We start from the raw sequence: 18761 nt of genomic DNA, 5'->3' as shown, positions 1-18761 counted from the left end.
CTTACTGCAGGCGGTCGAGCAGCGCTGGCAGAGCCCAGTCCGTCCATGGCCGCGTGGCCGGCTCGTCGCTATCGCCGAGACTGCGGCGAAGCGCGGGTAGGACTTTCTCGCCGAACTCGGTGATCGCCGCCTCGTCCGAAAATCCCTCGAACACGAAGCGCGAGATGCCGAGATCGCGGGCGAGCACGAGGCGGGGGAGGATATTGCTCCGCCACAGTCTGATATCAGTTGCACCGAGCACGATCGTCGAAGCGAAGGCAACGGCCTCGCCGCGATGATTGGCACGCGCCTCTCCGTTCACCAGCGCGATCATGCGGCGTGTCTCGTCCGCCGAAACATCCGGCAAATGGAACGTGTCGGCATGGCGGCCCGCCAGGGCAAGCGCGAGCCCGGAGCGGCCGGACAAATGGATATGGGGTTTCAGCCGGCAATCGCCCTTTTCCACGAAGGCGTTCTTGATCTGAAAGAAGCGGCCCTCGAAGGAGATCGGCGCTTCGGCATTCCAGAGCTTGGCGAGCAGCATCAGATATTCGCTGGCCCGCGCGATCACGTCCTCATGGCGCTCCGCACCATCCCCCGTTTCGCCCTCGCGCAGATAGAGCGAAAGGCGTCCGCAGGGCAGGTCGGCCATGCGCTGCGCCACCGTAAGCGGCGACGCCTTGCTAGCAGTTTGCGGCAGAACGACGTGGATCGAATGGGTGGCGTCGAGGGCGATATCGGCCAGATCGAGCGCTGCGATATTGCCGGTCGGGTCCGAAACCACGATCTCATCGAAGCCGGCTGCCTCGATGCGGTCGAAGGCGTTGCGGATCAGTGATGGGGCAGGAAGAAAGGTGGAGTTTTCCGAAAGTCCTTGGGACAGGAGAAAATAGAGCGTCATAGCTGTTTCCTCGATTCGTCCGCGGCCACGGGCGCGGACCGTTCAACACGGTGAAGTTCGAACAGGAAACGCGAGCGGGCTCAGATCAGCCCGCAAAGAACACCGGCAACGAAGCCGACCGAAAGCACCAAAGCCGCATGGGGCAGAAAGGCGGTCGGGTTGAATGAAGAAGCACCGCCGACGCGGCGGAGAGCTTGGGCAGGCGTGAAGAGCGGGATGTCGGACATGGGCCAATCTCCGTGATCGACCTTAACTCTATAAAACTGATAGACATTGTCCATTGCGACTTTTTCGCGGCATTGGGATGTTTGTTCTACGGCATGGCCTACGGCGGAGAAAATCGTTTCCCGGATCGCCGATGGCGCGCAAGCCTGTGGAGAACGCCGCCGCGAACACGCAATGGACGAATCCGGCGCCGGGTTATGAATCAGCCGTTGGCGTCTGAACGGGTTTTCCAATTGCCGCACCTGAACGGCTTGCAAATTTCCACTAGTTTGGTGGAATTAAGAACAGGAGTCGGCATCAGTTCGACTGAAACGGGAACCGGCATGTGCTGACGCGCAAAGGCAAATACGGATTGAAGGCGATGGTGCATCTGGCGGGCCTGCCCGCCGGCGACCTCGCTTTCGTGGGCGAGATCGCGGCCCAGAACCGCATCCCCAAGAAATTTCTCGATGCGATCCTCAGCGAATTGCGCAATGCCGGCTTCGTGCAGAGCCGCAAGGGCAAGGTCGGCGGCTATCGCCTCGCGCGCGCGGCGGAAGAGATCAAGGTCGGCCATGTGGTGCGCGTGCTCGATGGTCCTCTCGCACCCTTTCCCTGCGCCAGCCGCACGCAATACGAGCCCTGCGACGACTGCGATGAGGCGACCTGCCAGGTGCGCCACCTGATGCTCGACGTGCGCAACGCCATTGCCGAGGTGCTCGACCGCCAGACGCTTGCCGAAATGCGTGCCACCGGAGTGCCGGAACTCGGAACGCCCGACGCGCTTGTGGCCCAGGCTGCCGCGCACTGATGTCCTTTTCTGCCAGGGAGCAAGCCATGACGACTGGCCAAGATCGAGCCCCTGCTCGGACCCTTGCGATCGTCGGCGGTGGCGCAAGTGGTGCCATTCTCGCGATTCAGGCCATGCGTGCCGGCTGTGAAGTCGTGCTGATCGAAAAGCGCGCGGAACCGGGGCGGGGCATCGCCTATTCGACGTCTGAGCCCGACCACCGGCTGAACGTGCGCGCCTCGAACATGAGCATCTTCGCAGGCGAACCGAGCCATTTCGCCGATTGGCTCAAGCGCAAATCGATCCGCCAGGAGGATTTCGACCATTTCTATGCGCCGCGCGGCCTTTACGGCGACTATGTCGGTGAGACCCTGCGCGCCGCGCCCGGACGCTTGCGCATCGTTCACGAGACGGCCTTATCGGTCGTGCCGAAGCCTTTGGGCGTCGAAATCCGTTTGACCGATGGCAACACGCTGCGTGCCGACGCGGCGGTGCTTGCCACCGGACACGAGGAAGCGGCTTCTTCGAGCCGGCCTTATGCGGTGAAGCTCGGCTCCAAGGAGGACACGCCGCTCGACCCCGCATTGCCGGTGATGATCCTCGGCACGGGTCTCAGCATGGCGGATGCCTGGCTGTCGCTCGCGCGTCGCGGCCAGAAAGGGCCGGTCATTGCTCTCTCACGGCGCGGGCTGATGCCGATGGGCCATCAGGGCCATGCGCCGATCAAGCTCGACCGCGCCGACATACCACTCGGCACCGATCTTACCTACTTCGTCCACTGGTTCCGCGGGCTGATCCGCGACGTCGAGCGGCGCGGCGGGGATTGGCGCGACGTGGTGGACGGCTTGCGCCCCTTCAACCAGGAGATCTGGCGCAACTGGCCGGCCTCCGCCAAGCGCCGCTTCTTCGAGCACACCAAGCCCTGGTGGGACGTGCACCGCCACCGCATGGCGCCTGAAATCCGTGAGCGCATCTTCGCGGCCGTCGATGACGGCGCGTTGCGCGTGGTCGCTGCGCGCGTGCGTGAGGTCGAGCCGGACGGAGAGGGGGGATGGCGCGTGCGCTTCCAGCATCGCCACAGCGGGCGGAGCGAGACGGCAAATGTCGCCCGCGTCTATGATTGCGGTGGCATCGTCAGCGACCTGTCGCAAGGCACCAATCCCCTGATCCGGTCGATGATCGCCTCGGGCACTGGGCGGCCCGACCTGTTGCGCATCGGTCTCGATGTGTCCGAAGCCTGCGCCGTGATCGACAAGGACGGACAGGCATCCGACCGCATTTTTGCGGTCGGCCCGCTGACACGCGGCGCGTTTCTCGAAATCGACGCCATTCCCGATATCCGCGTCCAGTGTGAGGCCTTGGCGAAGCGCTTGGTGGGTGCGCTGGCGCAAGGCAACCGCTCGGCCTGATCCCGCTTCGTTTCATGTTCGCCGTTGCCTCGGCTTCCCGACCAGCTGTTGCCCATTGGCGTTCGGGCTGCTCATAATCACTTCGAGGAAATGCGGCTGGGGAGGGCGGCGTTGGGTGCAGAGCCTGAAACATCATCGGAGCGGAACGAAGCGATGGCCTGCGGGGCGAGGCGCCGTTCGCCATGTTGATCGGCATCGACTGGGGCGGCACCAAGATCGAGGGTGTCGCGATGGAGGCCGATGGGCGCGAGCTTCTGCGCCTGCGTGAGGATACGCCGCGGCACGATTATTTCGGCTGCATCGCCGCGATCCGCCGGATGATCGAGCGCATCGAGCGCGACACGGGCCGGCAGGGTTCGGTCGGCATCGGAATTCCCGGCTCGCTCGAGCCGCAAAGCCGCATCGGCAAGGGCGCAAGTTCGACATGGCTTCTCGGACGCCCAGTGGAAGAGGATCTGCAGGATGCGCTGGGACGCGAATTGCGGGTCGAGAACGACGCCGACTGTTTCGCCGCCTCCGAAGCGGTGGACGGGGCGGGGGTCGGCCACAATGTGGTTTTCGCGGTCATCCTGGGATCGGGCGCGGGCGCCGGCATAGCGATCGGCGGACGTGCCCACCATGGACCCAACAACAGCGGCGGCGAGTGGGGGCACAACCCCCTGCCTTTTCCGAACTCCACCGAGGTTCCGGGCCGCGCCTGCTATTGCGGACGGCATGGCTGCATGGAAACCTGGGTTTCGGGCCGCGCCTTCGAGGCGGAATATCTTGCGCATACCGGCGAGGAGCTGAAGGCACGCGATATCGTCGCCAAGAAGCGCGCGGGCGATCGCCTCGCGGGACTTTTGTGGGAGCGCTATGTGGATCGTGTGGCACGCGGGCTTGCGACCGTAGTCAACACGCTCGACCCGGACGTCTTCGTGATGGGCGGTGGCATGTCGAATGTGGATGAGCTCTACGAAGACCTGCCGCAAGTTCTGGCAGGCCGTATCTTCTCGACCGTTTTTCACACGCCCATCAAGCGGGCGAAACACGGCGATGCGAGTGGCGTCCGTGGTGCCGCCTGGCTCTGGAAGGAATCATATCGAGCATGAGCAGTTCCGATCTCGACGCGCGCTTCGGGTTCGCGCTCGACCTCATTCGCGAGGCGGGCGCGCTGGCGTTGGGCTATTTCCGGAAACGAAATGCGCTGACCGTCAAAAGCAAGGGCATGCAGGATCTGGCCAGCGAGGCCGATCTGGAAACCGAGCTGCTGATCCGTCGCCGGCTCGAAGCCGCATGGCCCGATGATGCTTTTCTGGGCGAGGAAACCGGCATCAGCGATTACGAGCCCGGACAGGGCATATGGGTGGTCGACCCGATCGACGGCACCCAGCCCTTCATCTGCGGCATGTCGAGCTGGTGCGTGTCGATTGCCTTCATGCGCGATGGCGAGGTTAGATTCGGGATGGTCTTCGCGCCCGCGCGCGACGAGCTTTTCGCAGGCGGCGAGGGCTTTCCGGCGACGCTCAACAACGAACCCGTCGAGCGCAATGACGCGAACGCGCTGAACCAGGGCATCACCGGTTTCGGCTATTCGCCGCGCGTCAGCCATGCCGATGTGGCGCCCGTCTTCGAGCGGCTGCTTGGCGCCGACGGCACCTTCTACCGAGACGGCTCCGGCGCGCTTTCGCTCTGCTACGTCGCGGCAGGGCGGCTGATCGGCTACATCGAACCCCACATCAATTCCTGGGATTGTCTGGGTGCCATCGGCGTGATCCGCGCCGCGGGCCTCCGAACCAACGACTTTCTGGCGGGCGATGCGCTCCACAAAGGCAATTGGCTGGTTGCCGGCGGCCCTGCCGTCTTCGACGAACTCCATCGTGTGCTGAAGGGCTGAGGCGTCACAAAGCCTTGCTTCATGCAACCCATGCCGCCGCTGCCGGTTGAGGCGCGGCAATCGAAAGCATGGGACATCAGACAATGAGCATCGCATCCGCCCTCGGGCTGAGCTCGGACAAGAAAGTGCGCTATGCCGTGGTCGGTGCCGGCGACATCACGCAGCAGGCGATGATGCCGGGCATCAAGCACACCGGCAATTCGGAGCTGACCGCGATCGTCACCGGCGACCCGGAAAAGGCCAAGGAACTGGCCAAGCAGTATGGCGTCGAGCACGCCTACAGCTACGAGCAGTTCGACGATCTGCTCAAATCCGGCCTGATCGATGCGGTCTATCTCGGCACGCCCAACTGGCGGCACGCCGAGTTCGCGATCCCCGCACTTCAGGCCGGCATCCATGTGCTGTGCGAAAAGCCCCTCGAGATCTCGACCGAGAAATCGCAGGAGATCGCCGAAGCGGCGAAGGTTTCCTCCGCCAAGCTGATGGTCGCCTATCGCCTGCATTTCGAGCCGGCCACGCTCGACGCCATCAAGCGCATCCGCGCGGGCGAACTGGGGCGGATCGTGGCCTTCACCTCCTGCTTCACGCAGAAGGTCGATCCGAAGAACCATCGCGCCACGAGCGGCATCGAAGCGGGACCCTTGTTCGACATGGGCCCGTATCCGATCAATGCCATCCGCTATCTTTTCGGAACCGAGCCGGAAGAGGTGGTCTCGGCGGTCGCGACGCGCCAGCCGGATTCCGGCATGGACATCGACGATACCTGGGCCGTGGTCTTGCGGATGCCGGGTGACCGGCTGGCGAGCTTCACGGTTTCCTATTTCGCAAACTCCGTGGACAGCTACATCGTGGCGGGCACCGAGGGCAGCATCCATATGAGCCCTGCCTACGGCTTCGGTACGCCGCTCGAACAGAACCGCACAGTGGGCGAAAAGAAGACCCATGAGAGCTTCAAGGCGACCGACCAGTTCGGCGGCGAGATGCGCTATTTCTCGGACTGCATCCTGAACGACAAGGAGCCCGAGCCGAACGCGGAAGAAGGCCTGGCGGACCTGCGCGTGATCGAAGGCATCGTACGGGCCGCGGAAACCAAGGGGCCGGTGAAGCTGGAGCCTTTCGTGCGCACGCAGCGGATCGACCCGGACGCGCAGGAACAGACGCTTTCGCCGGTGAAGCCAGGGAAAGAGGTGAATGCGAGTGGGCCGACGGGGGATTGAAAGTTCCCTTCGAAAGCCCAGTGAAGCGGCACCGCCACTCCACCCTTTATCCCTCCGCACAAGGGGAGGGAGGAGATCGGCGTTGCACCCCTCTTGTTGAGCCAGGCGTGAGCGCGGAAGCGGAACTCGGCGCTCACGTCCCCCTCCCACCTGTGGGGAGGGGTAAGACGTGGGAGTAACCTCCTCGCCTGACTCACGCCCCAAGCCCTACTCTCCATCCGCCAAGGTCGAAGCCGCCCCGATCAGTGCCAGATGCGTCAGGCCCTGCGGCATGTTTCCCCAGAACGCACCGGTTTTCGCCTCCGCCATCTCGCTGTAAACCCCCGAACTCCGGTCGATCAGGTCCAGCACCGCCTGGAAATCCTTTTCCGCCTCTTCGCGATGCCCAAGAAGCGCCTTGGCTTCCGCCATCCAGAACGAGCAGGCAAGGAAACAGTGCTCCTGCTTGTCCATGCCCGTGTAGCGGTAGTGCAACGGCCCGCTTTTCAGCTCTTTGTCGATCGCGCGGATCGTCTTTTCGAGCTTGTCGCGCCCGTCGAAGCCGAAGCGCACCGCGAGCGCGACCGAGGCATCCAAGCCGTCCGCGCCGGGATAAGCGAGGTAGGCCTGCCGCTCTTCCGACCAGCAATGGTCTTCCACCCATTCCAGGATGCGGTCCCGCTCGCGTTCCCAGCGCTCGCGGCAGTTGTCGGGGATATGCCTGCCCTCGGCCAGTTCGACGGCGCGCGCGAGCGCCTGCCAGCACGAGATCTTGGACATGGTGAAGTGCCGCTTTTCGGGCAGTTCCCAGATGCCTGAATCCTTTTGCCGCCAGCAGTCGGCGCACTCATCGGCAAGTTCGGCCAAGAGCATCGCGCTCTGGTTGTCGAGGATGTTGCCGGCTGCAACGAAGCCCGCGACGGTTTCGAAAATATCGCCATAGATGCCGTGCTGGTGCTGGATGGCCGCGTCATTGCCGCGGCGCACCGGCTTCTCGCCGCGATAGCCGGGCAGGTCGATCTCGCTCACCTCGGGCACCGGTCCGCCTTCGAGGCGGTAGCAGACCCTGGTCTTGTTGTGGACGAGCTGTTCGATCAGCCAGGTGAGAGCCGCCTTGGCTTCCGCTTCCGCGCCGATGCGTAGGAAGGCCTTGATCGTGTAGCCCGCATCGCGCACCCAGGCGAAGCGGTAGTCGTAATTCTTGCCCGCCCCGGCCCCTTCCGGCAGCGATGTGGTGGCCGCCGCGGCGATGGCACCGCTCGGCGAGTAGAGCAGAAGCTTCAACGCCAGCGCGGAGCGACGCACATGCGCCTTGTGCGGCCCTTGGTAGGAAACCGCGTCGGACCACTCCCGCCATTCGCGGTCGGACACGTCGATGCGGTCGTCGATGACCGCGATATCCGGAATCACCAGCGGCTCGTCGCGTCCGGCCACGATGGCGACCACCTCGCGCGTGCCGGCCGAGACCGTGAACGAGCCCGCGAAGTGCTGGTCCTCCTCCACTTCGCGCGAGATACCGTCGCTTGTCAGAATCATGCCGAGCACGCGGCCCGCGTGGAAGATGATGCCGTTGGCGGAATGGCTGAGATAGGGCGACACGGTATCGGCGGCCGTGCCGAACCGCACCTCGAAACGGAAGCGCACCGTGCCTTCGATGCCCTCCACGCGGCGTGCCAGTTCCTCCCAGGGCAGGCGCCCGGCCGGGCCGCTGTTGAGCGATTCCACCAGAACCGCCTTGCCCTCATCGGTGGTGAACACCGTTTCATGGACATTGCTGTCCTCGCGATAGCGCTGCTCAGCCGTGAAAGGTGCGTCGGGCGCCACCACGAAGCAGCCGCCTTCGTCGGGCGAGACGAGCCTGTCGAACAGCGGCGGCGCGTCCATGGAAGGCACGCACCACCAGTCGATCGAGCCATCCGCACCCGACAGAGCCACGGTGCGGCCATTGCCGAGCGCCGCGTAGGCTTCGAGCGGCAGAAAGCCGTTGTTGCGTTGCGTGCTGTTCAAGCTCTGCTGCTCTCCCCCGGCTCCGCCGATCCATGAACGGAAGGCGATCATGACAGTGGCCCCGACAGTTTTTGCGAAGGCAGGGGCGGGCAGGGCTTCATCGGCTCGATTCCATCATTTGTTAGGATGGAAAGAGCAAAGCCCGGCCGCTCGTTCCCGCACTGCGGCATGACACCTTCGCGAGCGCATGCTCCGGCCGGCCTTTATGCCGTTTTGATATCTTAAGCTCGCCACGCGGATCGAGTTCCTATGCGGAGCCTCATAGATTTCCCGCTGTCGGCCGATGGCTTCGAGCCCTGGCCGACACAGCGAAATCAATGGAAAGATCCCAAAAATGACTCGCGGTTTTCCGATCTTCGAAGCGAAGTTTGGCGCTGCGGCCCGCGCACCACATGTGGCGATGCCGGGCGCAAGGCTGATCCTGGCCTTAAGCCTGCTCTACGCGCTCATCCTCGGCCTCGTCTGGGCCTTCGTCGCGGCTTGAGGAGAACGGTGATGGGACGAGCCATAGAAACTCTTGCCGGTTCCGAAGCCCTGTGCCGCTTCAAGGTTGGGCGCGATCGCACCGGGCGCTGGACGGTGGTGGACAGGCAGAATCGCGTCGGTGGCCTTTTCGTGAGCCAGCAGGCCGCCGTGCATTTCGCCATGGTCGAAAGCGACTATCAGCCGGGCGCCGTATGGTGTGCCCCGGTGGACGAGATCGAGGCGGCGTTGCGTCCGGTCGCAGACCGCGCGAAACCGGCACAGCACGCTGCCTGACGGCCGGTGCCGCCGCAGAACCGTCGGCCTTTATAAAATCCTTATATCTCCGCCCGGCCCGCCCTCTCGATCCTTGATGGGCCTCCGGACCATTTTCTCCTTCACCGAACGGCCTTGCCGCGCCCGTGCCTATCCAGGCTGAGGGCTCCCTCGCGCCGTTCGGTCCAATTTCCTTTCGCGCGCCGGCCTCATGCCGCCGCTACCCGGAGGCACCGGTTTGGACATCGTCTTTCTGGCCCTGAGCGTCTTCTTCTTCGCCGCTTCGGCCACCTACGTTTCGCTCTGCGACGCGCTTTGATCCGCGAGGCACCGTCTTATGTTTTTCGACTATGTCCTCGGTGGCGCCGTCGCTCTGCTGATCCTCGTCTACCTTGCTTACGCGCTCGTGCGCCCCGAGCGCTTCTAGGACATCCATCATGACATTCTCGGGTTGGCTGCAGATCATCCTGTTCTGCGCAATCGTGCTGGCGCTGGTGAAGCCGCTCGGCGCCTATCTCACCGCCGTGCTCGGGGGCGGCCGTATCTGGCTCTCTCCCGTATTCAGGCCCATCGAGCGCGGGCTCTACCGCCTCGCCGGTACGCGTGAGGACGAGGAGCAGCATTGGCTCGCCTACACGCTCGCCATGCTCGCCTTCAGTCTTGTGGGTTTCTTGGCTCTTTACGCCATCCAGCGCCTGCAAGGCGTGTTGCCACTCAATCCGGCCGGCATGGTCAATTTGCCTGCCGACCTCGCCTTCAACACCGCCGCGAGCTTCGTTTCCAACACCAACTGGCAGTCTTATGGCGGCGAAAGCACCATGTCCTACCTCACGCAGATGGCTGGTCTGACGGTGCAGAACTTCGTGTCCGCCGCCACAGGCATCGCGATCGCCGTGGCACTGATCCGCGCTTTCGCGCGCAAATCGGTGAAGACGCTCGGCAATTTCTGGGTCGATATGACCCGCGCGACGCTCTACGTGCTGCTCCCGCTCTGCATAGTTCTCACCCTCGTTTACGTCGCACTCGGTGTGCCGCAGACCCTTGGCGCTTACGTGAGCGCGAAGACCCTCGAAGGGGCGGATCAGGTGATAGCGGTCGGGCCGGTCGCCTCGCAGCTCGCCATCAAGATGCTCGGCACCAATGGCGGCGGTTTCTTCAACGCCAACTCCGCGCATCCGTTCGAGAATCCGGGCGCGCTCGTCAACATGATCCAGATGGTGTCGATCTTCGCGATCGGCGCGGCCCTCACCAACGTTTTCGGCCGCATGGTCGGCGACGAGCGCCAGGGCTGGGCGATCCTGTCGGCGATGGGACTCCTGTTCATCGCGGGCGTCGCGGTCTGCTACTGGGCGGAGGCCGCCGGCAACCCGCTGGTGCACGCGCTCGGCCTCGATGGCGGCAACATGGAAGGCAAGGAAGCGCGCTTCGGCATCGCACTCTCCGCGCTCTTCGCGGTCATCACCACCGCCGCCTCCTGCGGCGCGGTGAACGCCATGCATGACAGCTTCATGGCGCTCGGCGGCATGATCCCGCTCATCAACATGATGCTGGGCGAGATCGTGGTCGGCGGCGTAGGCGCGGGCCTCTACGGCGCACTGCTGTTCGTTGTCGTGTCGATCTTCGTGGCGGGCCTGATGGTCGGCCGCACGCCGGAATATCTCGGCAAGAAGATCGAGGCCAAGGAGGTGAAGATGGCGATGCTTGCCCTTCTGATCCTGCCCCTCGTGATGCTCGGCCTTACGGCAGTCGCCGTGGTTCTGCCCACCGGCGTGGCCTCGATGGCCAATCCCGGTCCGCATGGTTTCGCGGAAGTGCTCTACGCCTATGTGTCGGCGGCCGCCAACAACGGTTCGGCCTTTGGCGGGCTTTCGGCCAACACGCCCTGGTACAACACCACGCTCGGGCTCGCGATGCTCATGGGTCGCTTCCTGATGATCGTGCCGGTGATGGCGCTGGCGGGTTCGCTGGTCACGAAGAAGACCGTGCCCGCATCCGCCGGCACCTTTCCGACCCACGGCCCGCTTTTCGTGGGTCTCTTGATCGGCGTGATCATGATCGTCGGCGGCCTGGAGTTCTTTCCGGCTTTGGCACTCGGTCCCATCGTCGAGCACCTCGCCACGGTCGCCGGCCAGACTTTCTAGGTGAACTCATGTCGCCTCATCGCCAGCACATGCCGGGAGCCATCACGCGATGGCTTCTGGCAAAGCGACGGAAGCCAAAGCCCGGGCACGGCTTCCAGACCTCGGATTTTCTGTTCGTCATCGTGCTCGCGGGCGCGGTTCTGGTGTTCGTGTTCCAGATCCTGCCGCGGCTCCTGGGGATCATATGACCATGGGTCTGCCGAAGCTCTTCCCGCTCTCCGCTTGCCGGTTGTCGCCACGATCGTGGGCCGAAACGTTTCGAGCCTTGCTCAACCCGCGCCGGGCGGTCTCGCAGGACGGCTTCGATCCCCTTTTCCTGGTGGCTGGGCCACTTCTCCTGCTCGCCGCCGTCTACGCCATCGCACTGGCCATCACGCGCTTCGTCGCCTGATCGCGCCGCTCAACCGAATCTCGCCGGAGTCACCCATGACCCAATCACGTTCATCGAGCCTGCTGGACCCCAGCATCCTTTTTCCCGCGCTTGGCGGCGCGTTCCGCAAGCTCGACCCGCGCAGCCTCGCCCGCAATCCCGTAATGTTCGTGGTCGCGGTCGTGTCCGTCCTCACCACCGTTCTTTTCGTCAAGGACCTTGCGGTCGGCGCGGAAAATCTCGGCTTCTCGTTCCAGATCATCCTTTGGCTGTGGTTCACCGTTTTTTTCGCGAACTTCGCCGAAGCGGTCGCCGAAGGCCGCGGCAAGGCGCAGGCCGACAGCTTGCGCCGCACCCGCACCGAAACCGAAGGCAAGCTGATCGGTGCGGACGGCAAGTCGTTCAAGCTCGTGCCCGGCACCAGCCTCAAGGTCGGCGACCTCGTGCTGGTCGAGGCCGGCGACATCATCCCTTCCGATGGCGAGGTCGTGGAAGGGGTGGCGTCCGTCAACGAGGCGGCGATCACCGGCGAGTCGGCGCCCGTGATCCGTGAGTCGGGCGGCGACCGCTCGGCCGTGACGGGCGGCACGCAGGTTCTGTCGGACTGGATACGCGTGCGCATCACGGCAGCTGCCGGCTCGACCTTCATCGACCGTATGATCAGCCTCGTCGAAGGTGCCGAGCGTCAGAAGACACCCAACGAGATCGCGCTCAACATTCTGCTCGCCGGCATGACGCTGATCTTCGTCTTCGCCGTGGTCTCGATCCCGAGCTTCGCCTCTTATGCCGGGGGCTCGATCCCCGTCGCGGTGCTGGTCGCGCTCTTCGTAACGCTGATCCCCACCACGATCGGCGCGCTTCTCTCGGCCATCGGCATTGCCGGCATGGACCGTCTGGTGCGCTTCAACGTGCTCGCCATGTCGGGCCGCGCGGTGGAGGCGGCGGGCGATGTCGACACGCTGTTGCTCGACAAGACCGGCACGATCACGCTCGGCAACCGTCAGGCGACCGAGTTCCGCGCCCTTCGCGGCGTGCCCGAGAATGAACTGGCGGATGCGGCTCAACTGGCTTCGCTCGCCGACGAGACGCCGGAAGGCCGCTCGATCACCGTGCTCGCCAAGGAGAAGTACAACATCCGCGCCCGCGACATGGGCACCCTCAACGCCACTTTCGTCCCCTTCACTGCGCAAAGCCGCATGAGCGGCGTGGATCTCGATGGCTCTTCGATCCACAAGGGCGCGGTGGAAGCGGTTTTGCGCCATGTCGGTAATGGTGCAGGCAGCGAAGCCGTGCGCGAACTGCAGAGCATCGCCGACGAGATCGCGAAAGCCGGCGGCACCCCGCTCGGCGTCGCCAAGGACGGCAAGCTGCTTGGCGTCATATACCTCAAGGATATCGTCAAGGGCGGCATCCGCGAGCGCTTCGCCGAGCTTCGCCGCATGGGCATCCGCACCGTCATGATCACGGGCGACAATCCGATGACAGCGGCGGCCATCGCGGCCGAAGCCGGGGTGGACGATTTCCTCGCCCAGGCGACGCCTGAGAACAAGCTCGACCTGATCCGCGAGGAGCAGGCGAAGGGCAAGCTCGTCGCCATGTGCGGCGACGGCACCAACGATGCGCCCGCACTTGCCCAGGCCGATGTGGGCGTCGCGATGAACACCGGCACGGTGGCCGCGCGCGAGGCGGGCAACATGGTCGATCTCGACTCTGACCCCACCAAGCTCATCGAGATCGTGGAGATCGGCAAGCAGCTCTTGATGACGCGCGGCGCGCTGACGACCTTCTCCATCGCCAACGACATCGCCAAATATTTCGCGATCATTCCCGCGATGTTTCTGGCCTTCTATCCGCAGCTCGGCGCGCTCAACATCATGGGCCTCGCCTCGCCGCAGAGTGCCATCCTCTCGGCCATCATCTTCAACGCCCTGATCATCGTGGCCCTGATCCCGCTTTCGCTGAAGGGCGTGGCCTATCGCGCGGTGGGCGCGGGCGCGCTGCTCCGCCGCAACCTCCTGATCTACGGCCTCGGCGGCATCGTGGTGCCTTTCGTCGGCATCAAGGCCATCGATCTCGTCATCACCGCGCTCGGCCTGGCCTGACGCGCGGACTCCGAAGGATAAACATCATGTTGAAGCACTTCCGTCCCGCCCTCGTGATGATCGTCGCCATGACAGTCATCACCGGCCTTCTTTACCCGCTAGGCATGACCGCACTCTCGGGCGCACTCTTTCCCCGTCAGGCCCAGGGCAGCCTGATTACCCGCAACGGCGTGATGGTCGGCTCCGAACTGATCGGCCAGAATTTCGCGGGCGACACCTATTTCCACGGCCGCCCTTCGGCCGCGGGTGAGGGCTACAATGCCACGTCTTCGTCCGGCTCCAATCTGGGGCCCACCAACCCCAAGCTGATCGAGCGCATCAAGGCCGATACCGAGAAGCTGAAGGTCGAGAACCCGAACGCCGCCGTGCCGATTGACCTCGTCACCAGCTCGGGCAGCGGGCTCGACCCGCATATCTCGCCGGAAGCCGCTTATTTCCAGGTTCCCCGCGTGGCGCGCGCACGCAATCTCGACGAGACGCGTGTCCGCGCGCTGGTGGATAGCCAAGTCGAAGAGCCGCTGCTCGGCTTTATGGGCGAGCCTGTGGTCAATGTGCTCGAACTCAACCTCGCCCTTGACGGCGCCTCTTCAAGCTGACGGCATGAACTCATGACAAGCGCCCCAAGGCCCCATGGCCTCTGACACCCGAATCGACAGCGAAGCGCGTCCCTCGCCGGACGCGCTTTTGGCGCGTGTGGCACGCGAGAACCGGGGGCGCTTGAAGATCTTCCTCGGCGCGGCTCCGGGCGTCGGCAAGACATACGAGATGCTGTCCGCCGGCCGCGCGCGCAAAGCGGACGGCGTCGATGTGGTGATCGGCGTGGTGGAGACCCACGGACGAAAGGAAACGGAGGCGCTGGTCGAGGGCTTCGAGCAGGTCCGGCGCATGGCCGTTTCCTATCGTGGGCGCCAGCTCGACGAGATGGACCTCGACGCGGTGCTCAAGCGCGCACCCCAGCTCGTGCTGGTCGATGAGCTTGCCCACACCAACGCGCCCGGCAGCCGCCATCCCAAGCGCTATCTCGATGTGCAGGAGCTGCTCGCGCGCGGCATCGACGTTTATTCGACGCTCAACATTCAGCACGTCGAAAGCTTGAACGATGTGGTCGCCCAGATCACGCGCATCCGCGTGCGCGAAACAGTTCCGGATTCGGTCATCGACGAGGCCGACGAGATCGAGGTCATCGATCTCACCCCCGGCGATCTGATTCGGCGCCTGCACGAGGGCAAAGTGTATCTGCCCGCAACCGCGAAAAGCGCCATCGAGAACTATTTCTCGCCCGGCAACCTGACCGCGCTTCGCGAACTGGCCCTCCGCCGCACCGCCCAGCGTGTGGACGACCAGTTGCTCAGCCACATGCAGGCGCACGCCATCGCGGGCCCATGGGCGGCGGGCGAACGCGTTCTGGTCTGCGTCGATGCTTCGCCGGGCAGCGCCTCGCTCGTGCGCTATGCGCGGCGCCAGGCAGAGCGCTTGCGCGCGCCATGGGCTGCGGTCCATGTCGAAACGGCCGATGCGGCCACGCTCAGCGAAGAAGCCAAGAGCCGGCTTTCCGAGACCATGCGGCTCGCCGAGCAGTTGGGCGGCGAGGCAGTGATCGTGCCCGGCCGCGATCTGGTGGAAGAGCTTTTGCGCTATGCGGGCGCCAACAACTTCACGCATCTCGTGCTGGGGAGCCCCCGCCCGCATCGCTGGCATCAGTTTTTCCGCCGCTCGCTGGTCCACGAGATCATCCGCCATGCGGGGGCGATCAGCGTGCATGTGGTCGCCGAGACCGGCGGCACGGCGGCGAAACCCGACACGCGCATAGCCGAGCGCAAGACCCGGCCGAGCCTTCTACCCTATGCGCTCTCGCTGCTCTATGTTGGGGTCGGCATCGGCGTCGGCACGGTGCTCGATCGTGTGCTCGAAGTGCAGAACATCGCGCTCGTCTTTCTGATGGCGGTGCTGACCTCCGCAGTCACTGCCGGCATCTGGCCTGCTCTTCTGACGAGCGGCTTGAGCGCGCTCGCCTTCAACTTCTTTTTTCTCGACCCGCGCTACACGCTGACCATCCGCGACCCCGACAGTGTGCTGGCACTGAGCTTTTTCCTCGTCGTCGCCGTGATCGCGTCGAACCTGACGGCGACCGTGCAGCGGCAGGCGGTGGCGGCCCGCACCCGCGCCCGCACCACGGAAGACCTTTATCTCTTTTCCCGCAAGCTCGCCGGCACCGGCACCCTTGATGACGTCCTCTGGGCAACCGCCTTTCAGATGGCCTCCATGCTCAAGGTCCATGTGGTCCTGCTTCTGCCGGAGGGTGACACGATCGCAGTCCGCGCTGGCTATCCGCCCGACGACACGCTCGCCGAAGCCGACATCGCCGCCGCCCGCTGGGCCTGGGAGCACAACCGCCCCGCCGGGCGCGGCGCAGACACGCTGCCCGGCGCGCGCCGCCTCTATCTGCCCTTGCGCACCGGGCGCACGCCGGTCGGCGTAGTTGGCCTCGATAACGACAAGCAAGGGCCGCTCTTGACGCCCGAGCAGCGGCGCCTGTTCAACGCGCTAGCCGATCAGGCGGCGGTCGCCATCGAGCGCATCCAGCTCGTGGCCGATGTGGACCGTGCCAAGCTCGCGACCGAGGCCGACCGCCTGCGCTCGGCCCTGCTCACCTCGATCTCGCACGACCTCAAGACACCGCTCGCCGCCATCATGGGGGCGGGCACCACGCTCAGGGACTATGCGCCTTCGCTTTCCGACCCCGACCGCGCGGAACTGCTGCAAACAGTGGTGGACGAATCCGAGCGCCTGAACCGCTTCATCGCCAACCTTCTCGACATGACCCGCATCGGCTCGGGCGCGATGGCCCCCAAACTGGTGCCCTCCGAACTCGGCGAGATCGTCGGCGCGGCACTCAGGCGTGCCGCGAAGATCACCGCCGGTCACAGGATCGAACTCGATCTTGCAAGCGGCCTGCCGCTTCTGTGTGTCGATCCGGTTCTGTTCGAGCAGGTGGTGTTCAACCTCCTCGACAATGCCGCGAAATATGCGCCGCAAACGTCCACGATCACGCTCAAGGCGCATGCGAGGGCCGGCGAGATCGTGATCGAGGTCATCGATGAAGGGCCGGGCATCCCTGCAGACGATCTCGAACGCGTCTTCGACAGCTTCACCCGTGTGGAAAAAACGGATCAGGTGGAGGCCGGCACGGGGCTGGGGCTTTCCATCTGCCGTGGCTTCGTGGAAGCCATGGGCGGCACGATCTTGGCGGGCAACCGACGCGACCGTTCGGGCGCCGTCTTCACGATCACGGTGCCCATCCGCGAGGAGACCGAACTCTCATGACGGGCGCCCCCATTTCCATCCTGGTGGTGGATGACGAGACCCCGATCCGCAAGCTCCTGCGGGTGGGCCTCGGTGCCGAGGATTTTGCGGTCCGCGAGGCGCCCACCGGGCGGCTGGCGCTGGAAGCGGTCATTGAAGCCGCGCCCGATCTCGTTCTTCTCGATCTCGGCCTGCCCGACATTCCCGGCCACGACCTCCTGCGCCGCTGGCGCGGGGAAGGGAACGACTTTCCGGTCATCATCCTGTCGAGCCGCACCGACGAGGCCGGCATCGTCGGTGCGCTTGAGCTCGGCGCGGACGATTACGTCACCAAGCCCTTCGGCATGAAGGAACTCGCCGCCCGCATCCGCGTGGCGCTACGCCACCGCTTCCAGCGGCAGGGCGAGAAGCCGCTTTATGTGAGTGATGGGCTGTCGGTCGATCTCGTCAAGCGCATTGTCAGGCTCGATGGCCGCGAGGTGAAGCTGAGCCCCAAGGAATACGATATCCTGCAGATCCTCGTGACCCATGCGGGCCGCGTGATCACGCACAAATTCCTGCTCGACCATGTGTGGGGAGGGGCGAACGACCTGCAATATGTGCGGGTCTACGTGCGTCAGCTGCGCCAGAAGATCGAGCCGGTCCCCGACCAGCCGCGCTACCTCACCACCGAAACCGGTGTCGGCTACCGGTTGCGCGAGCCGGACGCCGGCTGAAGCGCGTCGCCATCGGTCGGCAGCGGCACCACCTCGGGTGCCTCGATGGCCGGCCGCCTGCGCCGCTGCGACCAGACCAGCATGAGGCTGGAAACGAGGATGAGGCCCGCGCCCGCGAACACATGCAAAGCGGGCACGTCGTTCCAGATCGCATAGCCGAGCAGAAACGCCCAGATCAGCCCGAGATACTCGACCGGCGCGATCACCGAGGCCGGTGCGAAGCGAAAACTTTCGAAAAGCAGATACTGGCCCAGTCCCCCCGCGAGCCCCAGGGCCAGCAACAGCAGCGCGTCATGCAGCGAGGGGGTAACCCAGACGAATGGCATGGTCGCCCCGCACACCACCGAAAAGAGCAGATTGCTCGCCAGCATCTGGCTCCCCGTCTTTTCGGTCTGGCTGACAAGCCGGACGAGGATCGTGCTGAAGCCCCAGCAAAGTGCTGCAAGAAGCGCCATCAGGCCGGGCAGGGGGCTGATCTCGGCGCTGGGCCACGCCGCCAGAAGCGCGCCCGCGAAGCCCGTCGCCACGATCACCCAGCGCAGCGCATCGACCTTTTCCTTGAGGATCACGACGGCAAGACACACCACCATGATCGGCGCCGCGAAATAGATCGTGGTGAGTTCGGCAAGACCCAAGTCGCGCGCGGCAGAATAAAACAGAAGCCAGGCGAGCATGATCAGAAATCCGCGCACCACCAACGCTTTCTTGTTGGGGCTGGCCCACAGGTCGGCGGGCACGGAACGGCCGCTGACCGCGAGAATGATCAGCACGATGATGACGGAGCGGCAGAACAAAACCTGCGGCACGGCAAGCCCTGCCACCAGCCATTTCACCATCGCGTCTTGAAGCGAGAACAGCCCATAGGCGGCAGCGCTGAGTGCGATGCCGCGCAGAGTGCGCTCGAAAGGCTCCCCTGTGCTCGACATGCGATGGCTGACCACGGTGATTCCGGAACGCGCGTCCCTTGCGATGTTCGCACGCCGAGATCAATGATATTGATTAATATCTTGCGCGCATTCAGCGAAAAGT

Annotated in this window: 19 protein-coding genes; 15 read left to right on the top strand and 4 right to left on the bottom strand. The window is 64.6% G+C overall.

Features of this window, described 5'->3' with window-relative positions; genetic code table 11:
• Position 1 precedes the first annotated feature (1 nt).
• The gene (locus NGM99_RS07305; RefSeq protein WP_252817554.1) at positions 2-880 is read right to left on the bottom strand and encodes an LLM class flavin-dependent oxidoreductase; all 879 of its coding nucleotides are present in this window, start codon (positions 878-880) and stop codon (positions 2-4) included.
• An 80-nt stretch (positions 881-960) separates the two neighbouring features.
• A complete protein-coding gene (locus tag NGM99_RS07300; RefSeq protein ID WP_252817551.1) occupies positions 961-1107 on the bottom strand; it encodes a hypothetical protein in 147 nt (48 codons plus the stop codon).
• Between the two features lie 323 nt (positions 1108-1430).
• On the opposite strand from NGM99_RS07300, the gene NGM99_RS07295 reads away from it, so the two are divergent.
• The 5 genes from NGM99_RS07295 to NGM99_RS07275 all read left to right on the top strand — a co-directional run bounded on the left by NGM99_RS07295 (position 1431) and on the right by NGM99_RS07275 (position 6376).
• Entirely contained in the window at positions 1431-1895 is a 465-nt protein-coding gene (locus tag NGM99_RS07295) for an RrF2 family transcriptional regulator (protein ID WP_252817549.1), read from the top strand.
• A gap of 26 nt (positions 1896-1921) precedes the next feature.
• Positions 1922-3283 carry an FAD/NAD(P)-binding protein gene (locus NGM99_RS07290; RefSeq protein ID WP_252817546.1) on the top strand — a complete coding sequence of 454 codons (1362 nt, stop codon included), beginning with the start codon at positions 1922-1924 and terminating at the stop codon, positions 3281-3283.
• A 182-nt stretch (positions 3284-3465) separates the two neighbouring features.
• Positions 3466-4374, top strand: coding sequence for an ROK family protein (locus NGM99_RS07285; RefSeq protein WP_252817544.1), 909 nt, complete (start codon positions 3466-3468; stop codon positions 4372-4374).
• Positions 4371-5159: an inositol monophosphatase family protein gene (locus tag NGM99_RS07280; protein WP_252817542.1), complete on the top strand. Its 789-nt coding sequence runs from the start codon at positions 4371-4373 to the stop codon at positions 5157-5159. The genes NGM99_RS07285 and NGM99_RS07280 overlap by 4 nt, the downstream gene beginning before the upstream one ends.
• Before the next feature lie 83 nt (positions 5160-5242).
• Complete coding sequence (locus NGM99_RS07275; RefSeq protein WP_252817540.1) at positions 5243-6376, top strand: Gfo/Idh/MocA family protein; 1134 nt, start codon at positions 5243-5245, stop codon at positions 6374-6376.
• Between the two features lie 207 nt (positions 6377-6583).
• On the opposite strand, the gene NGM99_RS07270 is transcribed toward NGM99_RS07275, so the two are convergent.
• Positions 6584-8362: a glycoside hydrolase family 15 protein gene (locus tag NGM99_RS07270; protein ID WP_252817537.1), complete on the bottom strand. Its 1779-nt coding sequence runs from the start codon at positions 8360-8362 to the stop codon at positions 6584-6586.
• 334 nt (positions 8363-8696) lie between these two features.
• Here NGM99_RS07270 and NGM99_RS07265 point away from each other — a divergent pair, with 334 nt between their 5' ends.
• The 10 genes from NGM99_RS07265 (at position 8697) to NGM99_RS07220 (ending at position 17732) form a co-directional block, all read left to right on the top strand.
• Positions 8697-8846 carry a hypothetical protein gene (locus NGM99_RS07265; RefSeq protein WP_252817535.1) on the top strand — a complete coding sequence of 50 codons (150 nt, stop codon included), beginning with the start codon at positions 8697-8699 and terminating at the stop codon, positions 8844-8846.
• Between the two features lie 11 nt (positions 8847-8857).
• Positions 8858-9121 carry a hypothetical protein gene (locus tag NGM99_RS07260; RefSeq protein ID WP_252817533.1) on the top strand — a complete coding sequence of 88 codons (264 nt, stop codon included), beginning with the start codon at positions 8858-8860 and terminating at the stop codon, positions 9119-9121.
• 316 nt (positions 9122-9437) lie between these two features.
• Positions 9438-9527 carry a potassium-transporting ATPase subunit F gene (locus NGM99_RS07255; RefSeq protein ID WP_252817531.1) on the top strand — a complete coding sequence of 30 codons (90 nt, stop codon included), beginning with the start codon at positions 9438-9440 and terminating at the stop codon, positions 9525-9527.
• 10 nt (positions 9528-9537) lie between these two features.
• Complete coding sequence (kdpA, locus tag NGM99_RS07250) at positions 9538-11241, top strand: potassium-transporting ATPase subunit KdpA (RefSeq protein ID WP_252817529.1); 1704 nt, start codon at positions 9538-9540, stop codon at positions 11239-11241.
• A gap of 8 nt (positions 11242-11249) precedes the next feature.
• Positions 11250-11429, top strand: a complete 180-nt coding sequence (locus tag NGM99_RS07245) for a hypothetical protein (RefSeq protein ID WP_252817527.1) — start codon at positions 11250-11252, stop codon at positions 11427-11429.
• Between the two features lie 2 nt (positions 11430-11431).
• The gene (locus NGM99_RS07240) at positions 11432-11632 is read left to right on the top strand and encodes a hypothetical protein (protein WP_252817525.1); all 201 of its coding nucleotides are present in this window, start codon (positions 11432-11434) and stop codon (positions 11630-11632) included.
• A 35-nt stretch (positions 11633-11667) separates the two neighbouring features.
• Positions 11668-13713 carry a potassium-transporting ATPase subunit KdpB gene (gene kdpB / locus NGM99_RS07235; protein WP_252817523.1) on the top strand — a complete coding sequence of 682 codons (2046 nt, stop codon included), beginning with the start codon at positions 11668-11670 and terminating at the stop codon, positions 13711-13713.
• A gap of 26 nt (positions 13714-13739) precedes the next feature.
• A complete protein-coding gene (gene kdpC, locus NGM99_RS07230) occupies positions 13740-14309 on the top strand; it encodes a potassium-transporting ATPase subunit KdpC (RefSeq protein ID WP_252817521.1) in 570 nt (189 codons plus the stop codon).
• A 34-nt stretch (positions 14310-14343) separates the two neighbouring features.
• Positions 14344-17037, top strand: a complete 2694-nt coding sequence (locus NGM99_RS07225) for a DUF4118 domain-containing protein (protein ID WP_252817519.1) — start codon at positions 14344-14346, stop codon at positions 17035-17037.
• A complete protein-coding gene (locus tag NGM99_RS07220; protein WP_252817517.1) occupies positions 17034-17732 on the top strand; it encodes a response regulator transcription factor in 699 nt (232 codons plus the stop codon). Before NGM99_RS07225 ends, NGM99_RS07220 begins: the two co-directional genes overlap by 4 nt.
• On the opposite strand, the gene NGM99_RS07215 is transcribed toward NGM99_RS07220, so the two are convergent.
• Positions 17702-18673 carry a DMT family transporter gene (locus tag NGM99_RS07215; RefSeq protein WP_252817515.1) on the bottom strand — a complete coding sequence of 324 codons (972 nt, stop codon included), beginning with the start codon at positions 18671-18673 and terminating at the stop codon, positions 17702-17704. The genes NGM99_RS07220 and NGM99_RS07215 overlap by 31 nt on opposite strands.
• Between the last annotated feature and the right edge of the window lie 88 nt (positions 18674-18761).

It is taken from the genome of Mesorhizobium liriopis (assembly GCF_024053505.1).
Classification (GTDB): Bacteria; Pseudomonadota; Alphaproteobacteria; order Rhizobiales; family Rhizobiaceae; genus Mesorhizobium_B; species Mesorhizobium_B liriopis.
This window is presented reverse-complemented; position numbering and strand designations above follow the sequence as displayed.